Here is a 17,173-nt window from a genome sequence, read left to right on the forward strand (position 1 = left end):
GCATAGATGACGGTTCGCTCCGGGTCGGCCGGTCCCGCGGGCAGATGCCCCAGGAGGACGGGGCCGGGATGAGGGCGACGCTGTCCTCTACTCCGTTACGACCGGGGGCAGCGGTTCACAGGCTGCGTGCCAGGCAGGGGGGAGCGCGGCGACGCCCGTGCGAGCGGCGATCACCCCGCCCGCAATGGCACAGGTGGTGTCGATGTCGCCGCGCCCGGCGACGGTGCACCACAAGCCCTCGTGCAGGTCGTCGAGGTGTCGCGACGCGCACCACAGGGCGTACGGGACGGTGTCGGGCCCTGACATCCGGTAGCCGGAGCCCAGGACCTCCGCGGCGTGCCGGATCGAGGTGCGCTCCGGCATCCGGGCCGCGATCCGCACTCCCGACCGGACGTCACTGTCGGGGAGTCGTTCGGCGACCGCCTGCAGGAAGTCCGGGCCGGCCGGAGTGTGGCCGCCCCGGCTGCGGGTGGCCAGCGCCGCGGCAAGGGCGACCGCCACGGCTGCGGCGACCGCTTCCGGGTGATGGTGTGTGACCTCGCCTTGGCGGGCGGCCTGCTCGGCGACCGCATCGAGGTCGGCGGAGTGCCAGGCGCCGAGCGGGGCGGCGCGCATGGCTGCGCCGTTGCCCCAGGAGCCTTGGCCTTCGAACTGTCCGGCGACCACCTCCTGCCAGGGCTCGCCCGCTCCGATCCGGCGGAGCACGTCGTGCATGGAGGCTCCGTACCCGCGGTGCGTGTCGTCGGCGTAGGCCGCCGCGAAGCGCAGGGCGAGGCGGTCCTGGTCGACGGTGCCGCCGCCCTCGGTCAGTTCCCGGACGAGAACGAGCGCTTGGGCGGTGTCGTCACTCCACCGCCACAGCGGTTCCGGGGGCAGCGTGCGCGCCTCCAGGCCTGCCGGACCGTCCCGGCGCAGGATGCCGAACCAACGGTCACCGAAGGCGTCGCCGAACGCGAGCCCGTACAACGAATCCAGCACAGCAGCAGGCACGGTGATCATCGCGTCAGTTTCGCAGCGGGAGGGCGCTTCTGCGCTCCGATTTCGGAGCGGAGGTCTCTGATCCGGACACTGACGGCACCGGCTCCATCTCGGGTCTCCCATGGCTCCGGCCCGCCCCTCAGGCGACCTGGGCTGCGGATCGTAGGCGACCCCGTTCGTTGACCGGTGGCCCCGGCGCCGCACCCGAGGCAGGTGCGGCGCCGGAAGGTCCGGCCGTTCGAGGTCAGGAATTCTGCGGGGCCGACGCGGTGATCACCGAGAAGGATCCACCCTGCGGGTCGGCGAGGACGGCCATCCGGCCGGCCGCCATGTCGAAGGCCGGGGCGATGACGCTGCCGCCGGCGCGGACGGCCGCGGCTTGGACCTCGTCGACGTCGTCCGCGTGGAAGTACGGCTGCCAGTGCGGGGGGACGCCGGGCGGAAGCTGGGACAGGTCCATGATCCCGCCGACCGCGCGGTCGTCGACCTTGAACTCGACGTACCCCTCGGCGCCGGGCATCTCGGAGCGGGCCGTGGTGACGGGCAGCACGGAGGAGTAGAAGGCGGCGGCGGCCGGGACGTCGGCGGTGGCCAACTCGTTCCAGATCAGAGCGCCGTGCTCGTTGACGATGCCCGCGCCGTCGAAGGTGCCGGGTTGCCAGAGGCCGACGACGGCGCCCGTCGGGTCGGCGATGACGGCCATCCGGCCGAGGTCCATGACGTCCATCGGGCCCATCATGACCGTGCCGCCGGCGTCGGTGACGGACTTGAGGGTGCCGTCGATGTTGTCGGTGGACAGGTAGGTCGTCCACACCGTCGGCGGCAGCGGGTCGGGGACGCTGCCATCGGGGTTCATCGCCTTCATGATCCCGGCGACCGGCTTGCCCTTGAGCGTGCAGACGGCGTACCCGCCCTGCTCGGCCGGTCCGACCTCTCCCTGCCAGCCGAAGAGGTCACTGTAGAAGTCGATGGCGGCCTGCTGGTCGGGGACCATCAGGTCGATCCAGCAGGGGGTACCGGGCTTGTAAGGGCCGGTCATGTCGGGCACAGATGCCTCCGTGATGCTGCTCGGGGGTAGAAGCGGCCGGTTCCTGCCCGGGTTCCGGGCGCTGGAAACGGCCCGCACAGGTGAACGTGTACCCCGCACCGCCGGCCGACCAGGCGCAAACTTCCTGCCAGGGGCCTGTCGCCACCCGCAGGAAGCCCAGTCGGTCGGAGCAGGCCGGCCTGTGCGGGCCGCCGGCACCGAAATTCGGCCGCGGTGCCGACGGCCGCGATCACCGACCCGAGCAGGCCGGCCAGGGGGTGCCCGCCCGGGCGTTCACCCTCGAACGGGCCCCCTCCCGGCCGGGGTGTCCGGGAGGCCTGGCAGGCCCGCAGTGGTGCGGTCAGGTCGTGGCGGTGCCGAACCACACGGGGAGGTGGGCGAGGAGGTCCTGCTGGTCCTCGCCGACCCAGGCGACGTGGCCGTCCGGTCGCAGCAGTACCGCGGGCGCGTCGAGTTCTTCGCTGACGTCGACGACATGGTCGACGCGGTCCGCCCAGCCCGCCACCGAGAGGCGGCCGGTCTGGTCGAGGAGCAGGCCGCGGCCCTCGTGCGTCAGGTCGTACAGGCGGCCCCGCTTCAGCTGGACGTCCCGCAGCCGGCGGCCGAGGAGGTCGTGGCCCGTGCCGAAGTCGTAGCGGATCGCGATCGCGGTGATCTTCTCGATGAGGTACCGGTTGACCTCCTCGAACTCCACCAGTTCCGCCATCAGCCGGCGCACCGCCTGCGCACCCGGCTCGGTCGACATCAGCTGGATCTGCGCGCGGGTGTTGTCCAGTACGTCGGCCGCCACCGGGTGCCGTTCGGCGTGGTAGCTGTCGAGCAGGTCTTCCGGTGCCCAGCCGAAGACCTCCGCGGCCAGCTTCCAACCCAGGTTGAACGCGTCCTGGATACCGAGGTTGAGGCCTTGGCCACCGGTCGGCGGGTGGATGTGCGCCGCGTCGCCGACCAGTAGCACCCGGCCGACCCGGTACTGCTCGGCCTGCCGCGTCGCGTCGCCGAAGCGGGAGAGCCAGCGCGGCGAGTGCGCGCCGAAGTCGGTGCCGCCGTACGCCCGCAGCTGCTGCTTGAACTCCTCCAGGGTCGGCGCGGCGGCGCGGTCCTCCGCCACCCCCTCGGCGGGCACGACGACCCGGTACTCCCCGTCGTCCATGGGCATGGCACCGAACCGCAGCTGGGTCTTGCGTACTTCGGCCATCACGGCGGCCAGCGTCTGCGGCTCCACGTCGAGCTTCATCACGCCCAGCAGCGTCTCGACCCGGGAGGGCTCGCCGGGGAAGGCGACGCCGAGCAGCTTGCGCACCGTGCTGCGGCCGCCGTCGCAGCCGACGACGTAGCGCGAGCGCAGCCACGTACCGTCGGCCAGCTCGACGCTCACCCCCCGGGCGTCCTGGTCCAGCCCGGTCACCTCGCAGCCGCGCCGGATCTCGGCGCCGGCCTCGACGGCGTGCTCGGTCAGCAGCCGCTCGGTGGTGGTCTGCGGGATGTGCAGGACGTACGAATGCGCCGTGTCCATCCGCTCCGGCCAGGATGTGGCGAGCCCGGCGAAGAAGCCGCCGACCATGTACTGCTTGCCGAGCGCGAGGAACCGGTCCAGCAGGCCGCGCTGTGCCATGACCTCGATGCTGCGGGCGTGCAGCCCCTGGGCGCGGGACTGCTGGGTCGGCTCCGTCTCCTTCTCCAGTACGAGCACCCGCACGCCGTGCAGGCGCAGCTCGCAGGCCAGCATCAGGCCGGTCGGGCCTCCACCGGCCACGATCACGTCTGCGTCCAGGTCCGAGTTCGCGGCCATGTCTGTGTTCGTCATGAAAACCCCCATTGGGCGTGTTGCCAACGCCCGGCTGCCGTGTGCCCGCCGACCACCCGTAGGCCGTCGAATGCGCACGTACTTCGTCAATCCCCGATTTCCGGCGGTATCCGGAACGTTCGGAGATTCTGCAGCATGACCGGGGCCTTGCCGCAAGGCCCCCTGTGCGCTATATCTTGATAGTGGCAAGGAGTGGGCAACGACCTCCTTGCCTTTCTCATGTGTGCTGCGGTGTGTGGCGGTGGCCCCCCGCGAGGGTCGCGCTCAGGCGGGTGGGACCGGATGCGCTCGACTGGAGCGTGCTGAGACACGACTCGGAAGGAGCGCGAAGAGGTCTCCGTTTCCCGCGTCCGCGAAGAAGAGCAGCGGGTCGAAGGGCATGTAGAGCGTGGCGAGTTCGATGTCCTCGCGCATGGTCAGGTTCTCGGAGGTGATCCGTTCCGCCGACCAGATCAGACCGTCTGCGTATTCGTCCTCTACGCCGTTGCTCTCGCGGAGAAGAGCAGTGAGGTCTTCAGGCAGCGTGTGGCCGAGGCGGGAAGCGCATCGGCGCAGTGATGCAGCCCGTTGGTGCCTCTTCACCTGTGCGGGAGGCACATTTGATCGTCGCATGAGGAGCACGAGGGTGGCACAGAAGTCCGCCGGTTGGGCTGCGCGGGGTCGTCATGTCGACGGCCGGTGCCCCCAAGGGCGGACGCGGCCGACGGTCACCGGCCCCGGGGCCGTCGATTTGGAGGAGGGGTCCACTCCAACGTCCGTTCTCGAAGGCGTCATCGCCATGCCTCCCGGCGCCGCGGCCCCTACCCGCTCAGACCCACGACTCCCCATCCCCGGCGGGACGCTTCCGAAAGGACGCGGTCCCAGTCGTCCACGAGGGTCGCGAACTCGTCGAAGTCACCGATCCATCCATGGGCAGTGGCGGCATGTTCATCGAAAGCCGCACGGACTCCGCCCAGTTGTGGCCGTATCCGCTCCGAGGCCGCGGCCAGCTCCCGTACGCGGTACGGCGAGCGCGCGAGCAGCACACCATGGGTGATCGAGGGGTCATCGCTGAAGAAGCCCGGATCGCCGTGCTCCGCCTCACCGTCCAGCCCTCCCCAGATCAGTCCGAGCAGCAAGACGTCCAACCCGGCCCGCAGCCCAGGGTCGGCGTGGTCACGGACGGCCTCCCACCGCTCTCCCGCCCAGAAGTGCGGCTTGTAGGAACCGAGGGTGCCACGGAACTCATAGAGGTCGAAGAACTCGCTCTGGGGGCCTCGTGGCCCGAACCAGTCGCCTTCGATCTCCCGCGTATCGTGTTCCCACAGCCCGGTCTCATCGGCGTACCAGGCGCCCCTCAATCTCGACAGCCTCTCGCTGACCGGCGCATCCCCCAGCCAGGACCAGTCGGCTATCAGCACACTGATGTCGAGTCCCATGTTGGCGAGTTTATCGATCATCACCACTCTCGAGCTGTGGGAAAGGGGATGCCTTCGCATCAACGGGCGCACCGCACCCGCGGCGCGGGCCGCCGAAAGACGTCGCGTCAGAACCTGAACAGCACTCCGCGCCAGGTCCAGCCCGCGCCGAGGACGGCCTTTTGCAGGGGATCCCTCATCTCGCGCGTCTCGAAGCGGAGCGTCTCGACCTTGTGGCGGCGGCCGTCCACCCCTCGCTTGTACTCCCACTGTCGGTAAACCGTACGAGCCGGCCCCCGCCCGTATTGCCTGCCGGAACCTTCGCTCGCCGGCTCCCACCGTTCTTCGACGACACGCACCTCGCGCGCCGCGGCATTCAGGCGCATACGGGTCTTGAGGGTGAGGGCCCACGCCGCCATGTCGCATTCCGCCACAAGGTCGGCACGCTCCTTCGCCGTACCCTGTCGGACGACGAACCGCGTGTCGGGGCGGTTGAGCGCGAGCAGCGCGGCCCGGACCTCGTGGGCAGACAGCGGTGTGACACCGCCGGGTGGGTACGTGGTTCCGGTCAATTTGTCCCTGAATCCACGCACGTTGTGCCCCTCCCGCTAGTTCCCCTGCTGTGTCGCCGACCCCGCCGAGGAGACGGGCGCGCCGCTCGACAGTAGCGGGTGGCGACGAGCCCCAACAGGCGCCTCCACTCCGCGATTCCCTTTGCGCTTCCTAAGGGTCCTAGGTTATACCTAGAGCCCATAGGGACAGGAGGAGGGTTCATGGCACGGGCCGGACTGACGGCGGAGCGGGTGACGATCGCGGGCGCCGAGTTGGCTGACGAGGTCGGGTTCGAGCGGGTGACCATGTCACAGGTGGCGCGGCGGCTGGGTGTGAAGGACGCGAGTCTTTACACGCACGTGCGCAACCTGGAAGATCTGCGCGGGCGGATCGCGTTGTTGGCGGCGGACGAGAAGACCATCCGCATCGCGGAGGCGACCGCCGGCCGGGCGGGCAAGGACGCACTGGCCGCGTTCGCCAACGCCTGGCGGGAGTACGCCCACCGGCATCCGGGCCGCTACGCCGCGACGCAGACCGCCATCCGGATCGATCCCGAACTGGCCGCGACAGCGCCCGGACCACGGCGCGCGGTCGAGCTGACCTACGGCATGCTGCGCGGCTACCGCCTGGCCGAGCCGGACCTGACCGACGCCGTCCGGTTGCTGCGCAGCACGTTCCACGGGTTCGTCGCCTTGGAGGCGATGGGCGGGTTCGGGCACGAGCGATCGCCGCAGCGGTCCTGGGACCGCGCCCTAGACGCCCTGCACACCCTGCTGGAGCACTGGCCCACGTCCCGAGAAGGAGACCCCGCGTGACCGACCCCACCACCGGCAGCCTGCGCGTCCACGGCGCGACCCTGCATTACGAAGTGCGCGGCCGGGGCCCGCTCCTGCTCCTGATCCCCGGAGGGACGGGCGACGCCGCCTCGATCGCCGGCGTCGCCGACGACCTGGCTGCCGAGTACACCGTCGCGACTTACGATCCACGTGGCATGTCGCGCAGCGCGCTCGACGACCCTGACGCCGAACAGCACGTGGCCGAACACGCCGACGACGCTTTCCGCTTGCTGGAGCTCATCTCTCCCGGTGAGCCCGCCCGGGTGTTCGGCTCCAGCTCGGGCGCGATCACCGCCCTGCACCTGCTCACCACCCATCCCGAACGCGTGGAACGCGTCGTGGTGCACGAGCCGCCGGTGGTGGAGGTCCTCCCGGATGCCGCCGTACACCGCGCACTCATCGCACGCGTGCAGGAGACGTTCCGCACGAAAGGGCTCATGCCGGCGATGGCCGCGTTCGCCGCAGGGCTGAAGAAGGACGAGGACGCGGGCGCGGCCCTGGAGCGCACGGTACCCGAGGAGCAGATCGAAGTTCCGCCCCAGGCAGCAGCGCGGGTCGAGCAGATGATGACAAACCTCCCGCACTTCGTCGGCCGCATCGTGCCCGCCTTCATGTCCTACGCCCCCGACGTCCACCGGCTGGGGGCCTTGTCCGACCGGCTCGTGCTCGCCGGCGGCCAGGATTCGCGCGGCGAGCTGCCCTACCGTCCGGCCGCCCTCCTGGCCGAACGCCTCGGCACGGAACTCCTGCACTTCCCCGGCGGACACACGGGCTTGACCACCCACTCCGCCGAGTTCGGTGAACTTCTCAGGAGAACCTTCCGTGCCTAGGCCGTTTTGTTCGGAGCATCTGATCGTCGGTCCGTGTGCCGTTGACAGATTTCGGACCGTCGCTGGCGGGATCATCGTGAGGTGATCGACGCGAGCCGACTCGGATCAGCTCGTCGAGCGTGGTCTCGGCGGGACAGTGGGCGATGTAGTACGAGATATGGTCCGGGCGGCTGACGCTTCGGCGGGCGATCAGCCAATGACGGCGGTCTTCGCGGTGCCAGGGCCGTACTTCGCCCCTGGCCCAGTCGTAGACCCGCGGGCCGTGGAGCTCATCCCGCAGGACCGGTGCTTCCCGTGCTGGCGGGGCAGCCCGGGAGGCAGGTCGTGAACGGGGTGGCCCATCGCCCATCGGGAGACGACGGTGTCGTGCCCGGTGGTGGCCATGACATGGAAGACGTCCGGCCGCTCCAGCTCCGTGCGCCGGCCCGCCTGGGTGCCGGGCGATCGGCCTTGCGGCCTGAGCGGGCAGCTGCCGCCCCGGTGAGCGGCCGAGATGACGCCGCGGTCTGGTGTCACCAGCCTTGGGGACTTCCCTGCCCGCGCCTAGCCGGACGCGGGCAGTCGTACCGGGGACTCGGTCGGGAAGCCCCTGTTTCCACGGTGGCGCCGCCTGAGACCCGGTCGGGCCCCCACCGGTCCGGTTTTCCGGGACGCTCTTCCAGCCCGCGGGTCGAAGGTGCGTCTGCCGCGGCTCGCAGGAGGTGGAGGTCAGGGTCCATCCCGACCGGCGGGCGAGAAGGGCCGGTGGGGCAGCTGGTCGGGCTGGAGCCGTTCTAGCCGTCCGGCAGTGCCGCTACCCGCGGTGGTCCGGGTGCATGGTCAGGCAGAGGGCCCAGACGTCGGAGTAGGTGTTGGCTGAGGGGGATCCGCCGGCGTGGATGGCCGCTGTCCAGTAACCGGCCTTGGTGGATCCGTCGCCGACCGGGTTGCCGCCGGAGTCGCTGGGGAAGCTGCCGTTGAGGTGGGTGCCTCCCGAGCCCGGCTTGGTGAAGCCGTTCGTGGTGATGTTGCCCCCGCTGGTGGCGGCGCCCCCGCTGATCAGGATGGCGGCGTCGCGGCCCCGCGGGTCGTGCTTGTGGCCGCTGTCCTCGGAGCAGCCCACGGTCGCTGTCCGGCCGGCGCCGCCCTCCGTCGGGCCGGCCACCTCGCGGAAGTGGACCTTCGTGATCATGCCGTTGACGTTGACGTGGTCCCCGGTGCAGATCGCGTAGGCGTACGTGGTGTTGCTGTTCTCGTGCCCGCCACCGATGCCGCCGACTGCGGTCCAGGAGTCGGGGTTCGTGTCTCCCTCCGCAGCGGGTGTCCGGCCGAACTCGTGTGCAGCGTCGTTGAAACTGGGGAAGCCGGCGATCGGCTTGAGGCTGCCGACGTCGGCGGGGCTGGTACGGGCGCCGCCACCGAGCAGTGTGGTGCCGACGGGGCAACTGGCCACCGTGAGTTTTGCGGACTGTGGGGTGGAAGGTCCCGCGACCTCGCTCATGACGACCTGGGTGTGCCTGATCCGCGGGGTGGAAAGACACATCGCGTACGACGTGGTGGAGTAGGCGGGACTGGCGTTGCCCCCACTGCCGCCGAACGCGAGCCAGTGCTTGACGTCGGTGCCGACGACGCCGGGCCTCTGGGTGTACTCGGTGAGTCCGTCGGGGCTGGGGACCATGCCCAGCACGTGGTTGCCGTTGCGTGTGTCGTCGGCGCCGATGGTCTGGTTGACGCCGCCGCCGGAGACGAGAGCGCCGTCGCAGTCCGCACGGGACGAAACGCCGCTGAAGGTGGTCGCAGGGCCCATGGTGGCTTCTGGAACCCTCACCGTGACGTTCGCGACGTCGGCGTAGGCGAGCTCGGGTGGTGCTGCCAAGGCGAAGAGGACGGCGGGGACCAAAACCTTCCCCAGGGCGGCACGACGTAGAAACTGCTTGTGCATCGGATTCCGTCTTTCTGGTGGTGTCGACAGGCGGGGGGCGGGGGAACTCAGACGCCGTCGTCCGCGCAGAGCGCCCAGACGTCGGAGCGGTTGGTCGTCGACGAGGTGCCCCCGGTGTGGGTGTAGGCCGTCCACGACGCCGCCGTGGTGGTCCCGTCCGTCACCGCGTTGCCGCTGGAGTCGCTGGGGAAGCTGCCGTTGAGGTGATCGCCGCCCGAGCCCGGTCCGGTGAAGTCGGTGGTGGTCGGATTGGCTCCGCTGAGAGAGGCTCCCCCGCTGACGAGCTTCCCGTCCCCGGCACCGCAAGTGACCGTCGCCTTCAGGCCCGTACTGCCGGTGTTGGGGCCGCTCGCCCCGCTGTAGCGGACCTTCACGGTGACTCCGCTGACGCCGATGCCGCTTCCGCTGCATATCGCGTAGGCGAAGGTCTGGTCGCTGGGGTTGTCGCTGTTGTCCCAGCCGACGGCGGTCCAGGAGTCGGGGTTGGTCTCTCCGTCGGCCGCGGCCTTCCGGCCGAAGCCGTGTGCGCTGTTGTTGAAGCTGGGAAACCCGGCGATCAGCTTGTACGAGCCGGTATTGCCGGGCGTCACCAGTGCGCCGCCACCGAGCAGACGGGTGTTGGCCGGGCAGGTCGCCGTCACGAGGCCGCCCGTTGACCCGGTGGTGGGGGCGTTGACCTTGTTCATGACGACTTGGGTGTGGTTGATCAGGCTGCTCGTGAAGCACATCGCGTACGGGGTGGTGGAGAAGGAGGTGTTGACCTGGCCACCGGTGCCGCCGATTCCGAGCCAGTGGGTCACGTCGGTAGCGACGACCCCGGTGGTACCGGTGTACCTCGTGCTGCCGTCGGGACTGGGCGAGGTGCCGTTGACATGGTTGCCGTTCACCCCGGAGCCGGTGCCGATGGCCTGGTTGGTGCCGCCGCCGGAGACGAGTCCGCTGCTGCAGTCCGCATGGGTGGACATCTCGGAGTTGGCGCTTGCGGGGCCGCTCGTCGGGCCCGGGTCTTCACGGTGGGGCTCACCGTGTTGGCGTGGGCGGTTGTCGGCAGTGCGACCGTCAGCAGGGCGGCCAGGACCAGGGCCTTGCCCGGGATGGTGGAGCGCAGCGAGGACGTGCTCGTCATGGGCTTCGTTGCCTTTCGTCGTGTCTTGGTAGTGGTGGAGCGGCAGGGCGGTGACGATCGGGGTGCTTGACGGTGCCGCGGCTCTCTTGGTGTCGATGGTCGACAGGCTTTGGGAGCAGGGTTGTTGCTGATCACCTGCTGACCTGCCGACGAGGCATCGACCTGGTTGCGATGCGGCCCTGACTGCCTGTCCCTGAGGGTGGGGGGAGCCCTCGGGACACGCTGCGCGGGGATCTGTCCCGCGTGCAACGTGATCCGCAGATGCGGACTTTAGTGGCCGGATAGCGTGGCGTCTACAGTGCAGATAACGCACTTAGGGCGGTACTTGCGTTTCGTCTGACCCGGCGGGACTCGTCGTTGGGCATCACGTCCGCTGTGCATTGCGCACCAGCCGCAGCGACTGCTTCACCCGGACAGGACTCTGCCGCTTCTCCCGTCACCACCAGCGCGTCGACCCCGTCGGGCACCTCGGCGGCCATGCCCGGCCGAAGCCGCAGGTCCAGCCCTGCGGCTTCGGCGGCGGCGACGATGGCTCGCCCTGCAGGCCTCGCCCTGCCGGCTGGAAGTTCCCGTGAAATGCCATGTGACGCGCGGTTTTCCCTCGTGGATGAGAGGGAGCCGGCGCAAGGCGCGACTTCCGTGGCTAACGTGATCGTTGTGACGGCCAATGGTCACATCCATCGATTCCAGTGAGGCGTTGTTTCATGAGCCTGAGCATCCGCAATCAGATCCCCGGCACCATCACCTCCGTCACGGCCGGCGAGGCAATGTCCACGGTGAAGGTCCGGCTGGCCGGCGGTCAGGACATCACAGCCGCGATCACCACCGACGCTGTCAAGGACCTCGGCCTCGCCGAAGGCGCCTCGGTCAAGGCGCTCGTGAAGTCCACGGAGGTCGCCCTCGCCACCGGCCCGGTCGAGGGAATCTCCATCCGCAACCAGCTCGCGGGCACCGTGACCGATGTCGCGACCGGTGGAGCCATGGGCTCGGTCAAGGTCTCCGTCGAGGGCGGCGAGCTGACCGCCGCGGTGACCAAGGACGCCGTCGAGGCCCTCGGCCTGGCCACCGGCTCTTCCGTCGTCGCCCTGATCAAGTCGACCGAGATCTCGCTCTCCGCCGTCTGACCTCGCCCGTACAGGAGAGGGCCTGGCACTCGAGGTGCGGGGCCCTGGCTCGGCGTCACCGTCACGGTCCGGGTGAAGTCGGCCGACGTTCACGTCAACGTCCGCCTCGACGGGACGCGCAACCGGGCCGACGGCTGCGGTTCGCGTCCCGGGCACCGCGCGCCGCGTCCCACGACGGCCCGTCAGCCGCAGCGCAGCGCCGCGTACAGGTCGACCTTGTGGTCGAGGCGGGTGAGGTCCCGGCCGGTGAGGGCCTGCACCCGCTCGATCCGGTAGTGGACCGTGTTCACGTGCAGGTGCAGGGCTTCTGCCGTACGCGTCCACGAGCAGTTGTGGGCCAGGAACACCTCCAGGGTCTCGCGCAGCATCCCGTCCCCCAGGGCTCCCAAGGTCCGGGCCCCGAACACACTCCGCACCTCGCACGGCACCCCCGCCAGCAGGTCCTCCAGCGTCCCCAACTGCTCGACTCCCCGCACCGGCACCTCCCGGTCCGCCGCCCTAAGGGCGAACCGGGCCTGCCCCAGCGACGCGCGCAGCTCCTCGGTCGCGGTGGCCCGCGCGCCGATGCCCAGGCGCAGGTCCGCCTTGGGGTCCGCGCAGGCCTGGAGCAGCGGCCACACCGGGCGGAGCAGGGCCGTCGGGTCCGGCGTTGCGGCATCCTTCGCGTGCGGTGCCTCGTGGAGCACCGCCGTCGTCCCTTCCACTGCGTACCGGGCCCCCTCCAGGTGGGCCAGCGCCTCGGCCAGCGCGTCGCCCGAGGTAGCGGCGAGCACGCGGTACCGGCCGCCCGCCGGCAGCCCGGCGGCGCCGAGCGCGTCCTCCAACGCGCCGGCGTCGACTGGAGCCTCGCCCTCCAGGAGGTCGAACAACGCCTGCGCCGGGATTCCGCCGGCGGCGGCCCGCCGGCGAGTCCGTTCGTCGCGGTACTGGGCGAGGACCTCGGCGATCTCATGGAGCACCCGGGGCGGCGCCGCGTCCGCTTCGGGGACGTACAACTGCCAGGCGTCGTACGGGGAGCTCGCGGCCTCGATCCGCAGTGAGACCCCGCCCCGCGCGGGCGCCGCCCCGGCCTGCCGGGCGGACATGGCGGGCGCGGACGGAGTGCGGGCCACCGTGCGGCCGCTCGCGGTGAGCAGGTAGCAGGGCACCGGGCCCAGGTGGGCGCAGGCCCGGTCGAGCAGTTCGGCGGGTCCGGCGCCGCTCGCCAGCAGCCGGCTCAGCTCGCCGCGCACGATCTCGGGCAGCGCGAAGACCCGGTTGCGGGTCGGGCGGCGGCTGAGGTCGCCCCACTGGCGCAGGTACACCGCCTCGGTCACGGACCGGAAACTGGTGGTCGCCGGCACGGCCGCGACGGGCACCCGGTGGGCCCGGCAGGCGGCGACGAGCTCGTCGGGAACCCGTCCGTGGGTCTCCTCGCCGGCCAGCAGGGCGGTGACCCCGGCCCCGGCGAGGGCGGCCACGAAACGGTCCGCCTTCGCCGGACCGCCTGCGCCCCACCACACCAGTCCGCTGAGGACGAGCTCCCCGGGGCCCAGAAAGCGGCCCGGGTCTTCGAGGTCGGTGGCGGTGACTCCAATGATGTCCTGGCCGAGAAGTGGTTCCTCGCCCCACAGCAGGGTGAGGCCGAGGCTGTCGGACTGGAGCAGGTCGAGGACGTGCATGACGGGACTCCTTGCGGTGGGCGGCGCCCCACATTCGCCAGGTGAATACGAGGAACGCCATCGTAAATGCAAGCTTGAGCCACCGGATGACCTCTTGGTTGATCAACCAAGGCCGATGCCCCGAGGGCTGTGCGATTCCGTGGCCGGGACCAGTCGTTCCGGCCTCCTCGCGTTGCTTCACTGGCGGGAACCCGCGGTTCTCCGTCGTCGGGCCGGAAAGACTGGTGGCCGGAAATGGATCTCAACACGGTGCTCGACGTGCGCGACGCGCGACGCCGCGAACCCTGGCGTCCCGGTGACGCCTGGCTCGGCGGCGGCACGTACCTCTTCTCCGAGCCGCAACCGCACGTCCGCCGCCTCGTCGACCTGTCCCGGATGGGCTGGCCGCCCCTGTCATGGCAGCCCGACGGTTCGCTCGACATCTCCGCCACGTGCACCATCACCGAGCTGTCGCGGTTCGGCCGGACCCTGCCCGCGAGCGCCGCCCCGCTCTTCGAGCAGTGCTGCCGGGCGTTCCTGGCCAGCTTCAAGGTCTGGAACATGGCGACCGTGGGCGGCAACCTCTGCAACGGCCTGCCCGCCGGACCGATGATCTCCCTCACCGCCGCGCTCGACGGCACGGTCCTCCTGCAGGGCCTGGACGGCGCCACCCGCCGCCTGCCGGTCGCGGACTTCGTCCTGGGGCCCGGCGTCAAGAACCTGCGCGAGGGCGAGCTGCTGCGCTCCGTCCGCCTGCCCGCACGCACGCTCGCCTCCCGTACCGCCTTCCGGCAGGCCTCGCTGTACGGGCTCGGCCGCTCCGGCGCCCTCGTCATCGGGGTGTCCGACCCGGCGGACGGCTCCCTCGCCGTCACCGTGAGCGCCGCGACCACCCGCCCGTTCCGCTTCTGGTTCGCGCTGCCGCCCAACGCCGCCGAGCTGCGCGAGGCGATCGACGGCGCCGTCCGGCCCGGTGAATGGTTCGACGACATCCACGGCCTGCCCGACTGGAGGAGGCACATGGCCCTGCGCCTGGCCGAGGAGGTCCGCCGCGAGCTGACATCCCTGGAAAGGACCTTGGGCCGCCCCGTGGAGACTCCCGTGGAGGGATCGCGATGAGCTTCGAGATCGAGATCAACAGGCGGCGCTTCGAGGACGAGCCCCGGGCCGGCCAGTGCCTGCGGACCTACCTGCGCGAGCGCGGCTGGTTCGGTGTGAAGAAGGGTTGCGACCAGGGCGATTGCGGCGCCTGCACCGTCCACGTCGACGGCCGGCCCGTGCACAGCTGCCTCTACCCGGCCGTCCGCGCCGACGGCCGCTCCATCACCACCGTCGAGGGCCTCGCCGGAACCGGTGGCGAACTCCACTCGGTGCAGCGGCAGTTCCTGGACGCCCAGGGATTCCAGTGCGGCTTCTGCACGGCGGGCTTCCTGATGACCACGGCCGCGCTGCAGGCCGAGCAGGGCACCGAACACGACGACGGCAAGCTCGACGACCTGCCCCGCGCCTTCAAGGGCAACATCTGCCGCTGTACGGGCTACCGCGCCATCGAGGATGCCGTGCGCGGGGTCAAGCACACCGAACGCCCTTGCGCGGGCCAGGCCGTGGGCAAGAACCTCGGCGCCCCCGCCGGGCCGCAGGTGGTCACCGGCACCGCCCGCTACACCTTCGACATCGAAGTGCCCGGGCTGCTCCACATGAAGCTGCTGCGCTCCCCGCACCCGCACGCCCGGATCGTCTCCATCGACACCGCCGACGCGCTCCGGGTGCCCGGCGTGCGCGCGGTCCTCACCCACCACGACGCCCCCGAGCGGCTCTATTCGAGCGCCCGCCACGAGCACCCCGGCGAGGACCCGGAGGACACCCGCGTCCTGGACGACGTCGTGCGGCACGTCGGCCAGCGCGTGGCCGCCGTTGTCGCCGACACCGAGCAGGCAGCCGAGGAGGGCTGCCGCCGCGTGGTCGTCACGTACGAGCAACTCCCTTACGTCATTGATCCGGAGCAGGCGATGCGGCCCGGCGCGCCCGTCATCCACGCCAAGGGCCCCGAATCCCGCATCGCCCGCCCGCAGAACAACGTGGTCGGCGAGGCACACGGCACGATCGGTGACATGGAGGAGGGGTTCGCACGAGCGGACGTCGTCTACGAGGAGACGTTCCGGACCCAGCGCGTCCAGCACGCCAGCCTGGAGACCCACGGCTGCGTCGCGTACTTCGAGCCCAAGGAGGACGGCTCCTCGGGGGAGCGGCTGACCGTGCGCTCCTCCACCCAGACGCCCTTCCTGACCCGGCGCGCGATCTGCGCGCTCTACGACCTGCCGGAGGAGGAGGTCCGCGTCGTCGCGGGCCGCGTGGGCGGCGGGTTCGGCGGCAAGCAGGAGATGCTCACCGAGGACATCGTCGTTCTCGCCGCCCTCAGGCTGCGTCGTCCGGTGAAACTCGAATACACCCGGGCCGAGCAGTTCTACGGGGCTACCACCCGTCATCCCTTCAAGGTGACCGTCAAGGCCGGGGCGACGGCGGACGGCACCCTCACCGCCCTGCGCATCCGCGTGCTCTCCAACACGGGGGCCTACGGCAACCACGGTCCGGGCGTGATGTTCCACAGCGTCGGCGAGTCCTTCGCCGTCTACCGGGCCCCGAACAAGGAGGTCGAGGCGTACTGCGTCTACACCAACTGCGTTCCGGCGGGGGCCTTCCGCGGCTACGGCCTCGGCCAGGTCACCTTCGCCCTCGAATCGGTGATGGACGAGCTGGCCCGGCGGCTCGGCATCGACCCGCTCGTCTTCCGCGAGAAGAACGTCATCGGCCCCGGTGACCACATGATCAGCCCGATCGGACACGAGGAGGACCTGTTTGTCGCCTCCTACGGCCTCAAGCAGTGCCTTGACATCGTGCGCACGGCGATCGCGGAGGACCGCAGTCACGAGGAGGTCCCCGAGGGCTGGCTCACCGGGCAGGGCATGGCGCTGGCGATGATCGCCACCGCCCCGCCCGGCGGCCACTACGCCGACGCGCGGGTGAGCCTGCTCTCCGACGGCACGTACGACATCGCGGTCGGCACCGCCGAGTTCGGCAACGGCACCACCACCGTGCACAAGCAGATCACCGCCGGAGCCCTGAACACCACGGTGGACCGCATCACCGTCCGCCAGTCCGACACCGACGTCGTACGCCACGACACCGGCGCCTTCGGCTCGGCCGGCACGGTGGTGGCGGGCAAGGCGGTCCTCATCGCGGCGGGTTCCCTCGCGGAGCGGCTCCGGACCCTCGCCGCCCGCCACACCGGGGTGGCCCGGCACCTGTGCGAGCTTTCCGCCGAGGGCTTCGACTGCGCGGGCCGGCTCGTCACCCTCAAGGAGCTGCACGAGGCCGCGCACGCCGAAGGCAGGGCGGAGGAGCTGGCGGCGGACGGACATTGGGGCGGCTCGCCGCGCTCGGTCGCCTTCAACGCCCAGTGGTTCCGTCTCGCGGTCGACCCGGACACGGGCGAGATGAGGATCCTGCGCAGCGTCCACGCGGCGGACGCCGGCAAGGTGATGAACCCGTTGCAGTGTCGCGGCCAGGTAGAGGGCGGAGTCGCACAGGCACTGGGCGCCACCCTCTTCGAGATCGTGCGGGTCGACGAGCGCGGGGAGGTCACCACTCCCGCCTTCCGCCGCTACCGGCTCCCGCAGTTCGCGGACGTCCCGCGCACGGAGGTGCACTTCATGGAGACGCTGGACGCGATCGGGCCGCTGGGCGCGAAGTCGATGAGCGAGAGCCCCTTCAACCCGGTGGCCCCGGCCTTCGCCAACGCACTGTGCGACGCGACGGGTGTCCGCTTTACCGAGACGCCGGTGACACGGGACGTCGTATGGCGGAAGCGCGATCAGAAGATGCCAGGGAGTAGTGCATGAATGCCTGAAATCTGCGAG

The 17,173-nt window shown here is 70.7% G+C and carries 14 protein-coding genes and 1 pseudogene; 5 read left to right on the forward strand and 10 right to left on the reverse strand.

The features are described 5' to 3' along the window. Positions 1–87 precede the first annotated feature (87 nt). From ACWGH1_RS05545 to ACWGH1_RS05570, 6 genes are all read right to left on the reverse strand, one after another. Positions 88–999, reverse strand: coding sequence for an ADP-ribosylglycohydrolase family protein (locus tag ACWGH1_RS05545; protein WP_453353311.1), 912 nt, complete (start codon positions 997–999; stop codon positions 88–90). A gap of 223 nt (positions 1,000–1,222) precedes the next feature. Further along, positions 1,223–2,017, reverse strand: a complete 795-nt coding sequence (locus tag ACWGH1_RS05550) for a VOC family protein (RefSeq protein WP_453408455.1) — start codon at positions 2,015–2,017, stop codon at positions 1,223–1,225. Positions 2,018–2,366: 349 nt separating this feature from the next. After that, positions 2,367–3,830, reverse strand: a complete 1,464-nt coding sequence (gene rox, locus ACWGH1_RS05555) for a rifampin monooxygenase (RefSeq protein ID WP_453354010.1) — start codon at positions 3,828–3,830, stop codon at positions 2,367–2,369. Between the two features lie 264 nt (positions 3,831–4,094). Then, positions 4,095–4,442, reverse strand: coding sequence for an SMI1/KNR4 family protein (locus ACWGH1_RS05560; RefSeq protein WP_453354011.1), 348 nt, complete (start codon positions 4,440–4,442; stop codon positions 4,095–4,097). 188 nt (positions 4,443–4,630) lie between these two features. Next, positions 4,631–5,248 (reverse strand): hypothetical protein, encoded by a 618-nt coding sequence (locus ACWGH1_RS05565; protein ID WP_453354012.1) that lies wholly within the window; start codon positions 5,246–5,248, stop codon positions 4,631–4,633. A gap of 107 nt (positions 5,249–5,355) precedes the next feature. Then, complete coding sequence (locus ACWGH1_RS05570) at positions 5,356–5,799, reverse strand: hypothetical protein (protein WP_453354013.1); 444 nt, start codon at positions 5,797–5,799, stop codon at positions 5,356–5,358. A 201-nt stretch (positions 5,800–6,000) separates the two neighbouring features. On the opposite strand from ACWGH1_RS05570, the gene ACWGH1_RS05575 reads away from it, so the two are divergent. Both ACWGH1_RS05575 and ACWGH1_RS05580 read left to right on the forward strand, forming a co-directional pair. After that, complete coding sequence (locus tag ACWGH1_RS05575) at positions 6,001–6,594, forward strand: TetR/AcrR family transcriptional regulator (RefSeq protein WP_453354014.1); 594 nt, start codon at positions 6,001–6,003, stop codon at positions 6,592–6,594. After that, positions 6,591–7,445: an alpha/beta fold hydrolase gene (locus ACWGH1_RS05580; protein ID WP_453354015.1), complete on the forward strand. Its 855-nt coding sequence runs from the start codon at positions 6,591–6,593 to the stop codon at positions 7,443–7,445. Before ACWGH1_RS05575 ends, ACWGH1_RS05580 begins: the two co-directional genes overlap by 4 nt. An 85-nt stretch (positions 7,446–7,530) precedes the next feature. Here ACWGH1_RS05580 and ACWGH1_RS05585 read toward each other — a convergent pair. The 3 genes and pseudogenes from ACWGH1_RS05585 to ACWGH1_RS05595 form a co-directional block, all read right to left on the reverse strand. After that, positions 7,531–7,871, reverse strand: a pseudogene (locus ACWGH1_RS05585) (IS701 family transposase); the annotation flags it as partial. Between the two features lie 367 nt (positions 7,872–8,238). Next, entirely contained in the window at positions 8,239–9,300 is a 1,062-nt protein-coding gene (locus ACWGH1_RS05590) for a hypothetical protein (RefSeq protein WP_453408448.1), read from the reverse strand. A gap of 113 nt (positions 9,301–9,413) precedes the next feature. Then, positions 9,414–10,331: a hypothetical protein gene (locus ACWGH1_RS05595; RefSeq protein ID WP_453354017.1), complete on the reverse strand. Its 918-nt coding sequence runs from the start codon at positions 10,329–10,331 to the stop codon at positions 9,414–9,416. A gap of 865 nt (positions 10,332–11,196) precedes the next feature. Here ACWGH1_RS05595 and ACWGH1_RS05600 point away from each other — a divergent pair. Beyond that, positions 11,197–11,616, forward strand: a complete 420-nt coding sequence (locus ACWGH1_RS05600) for a TOBE domain-containing protein (protein WP_453357733.1) — start codon at positions 11,197–11,199, stop codon at positions 11,614–11,616. Between the two features lie 182 nt (positions 11,617–11,798). Here ACWGH1_RS05600 and ACWGH1_RS05605 read toward each other — a convergent pair whose 3' ends face one another. Further along, positions 11,799–13,277, reverse strand: a complete 1,479-nt coding sequence (locus ACWGH1_RS05605) for a PucR family transcriptional regulator (RefSeq protein ID WP_453408449.1) — start codon at positions 13,275–13,277, stop codon at positions 11,799–11,801. A gap of 234 nt (positions 13,278–13,511) precedes the next feature. On the opposite strand from ACWGH1_RS05605, the gene ACWGH1_RS05610 reads away from it, so the two are divergent. Continuing rightward, the gene (locus tag ACWGH1_RS05610; protein WP_453353570.1) at positions 13,512–14,375 is read left to right on the forward strand and encodes an FAD binding domain-containing protein; all 864 of its coding nucleotides are present in this window, start codon (positions 13,512–13,514) and stop codon (positions 14,373–14,375) included. After that, entirely contained in the window at positions 14,372–17,155 is a 2,784-nt protein-coding gene (locus ACWGH1_RS05615) for a molybdopterin-dependent oxidoreductase (RefSeq protein WP_453353569.1), read from the forward strand. Before ACWGH1_RS05610 ends, ACWGH1_RS05615 begins: the two co-directional genes overlap by 4 nt. Positions 17,156–17,173 lie beyond the last annotated feature (18 nt).

The sequence above is a fragment of the Streptomyces sp. NPDC054883 genome, from assembly GCF_053610645.1.

Excerpts from the sequence above, each read along its gene's own strand:
- ACWGH1_RS05560 (WP_453354011.1), bottom strand. The coding sequence starts at position 4,442 with ATGCGACGATCAAATGTGCCTCCCGCACAGGTGAAGAGGCACCAACGG.
- ACWGH1_RS05615 (WP_453353569.1), top strand. The coding sequence starts at position 14,372 with ATGAGCTTCGAGATCGAGATCAACAGGCGGCGCTTCGAGGACGAGCCC.
- ACWGH1_RS05610 (WP_453353570.1), top strand. The coding sequence starts at position 13,512 with ATGGATCTCAACACGGTGCTCGACGTGCGCGACGCGCGACGCCGCGAA.
- ACWGH1_RS05545 (WP_453353311.1), bottom strand. The coding sequence starts at position 999 with ATGATCACCGTGCCTGCTGCTGTGCTGGATTCGTTGTACGGGCTCGCG.
- ACWGH1_RS05600 (WP_453357733.1), top strand. The coding sequence starts at position 11,197 with ATGAGCCTGAGCATCCGCAATCAGATCCCCGGCACCATCACCTCCGTC.
- rox (WP_453354010.1), bottom strand. The coding sequence starts at position 3,830 with ATGACGAACACAGACATGGCCGCGAACTCGGACCTGGACGCAGACGTG.
- ACWGH1_RS05595 (WP_453354017.1), bottom strand. The coding sequence starts at position 10,331 with ATGTCCACCCATGCGGACTGCAGCAGCGGACTCGTCTCCGGCGGCGGC.
- ACWGH1_RS05565 (WP_453354012.1), bottom strand. The coding sequence starts at position 5,248 with ATGGGACTCGACATCAGTGTGCTGATAGCCGACTGGTCCTGGCTGGGG.
- ACWGH1_RS05575 (WP_453354014.1), top strand. The coding sequence starts at position 6,001 with ATGGCACGGGCCGGACTGACGGCGGAGCGGGTGACGATCGCGGGCGCC.
- ACWGH1_RS05605 (WP_453408449.1), bottom strand. The coding sequence starts at position 13,277 with ATGCACGTCCTCGACCTGCTCCAGTCCGACAGCCTCGGCCTCACCCTG.
- ACWGH1_RS05550 (WP_453408455.1), bottom strand. The coding sequence starts at position 2,017 with ATGACCGGCCCTTACAAGCCCGGTACCCCCTGCTGGATCGACCTGATG.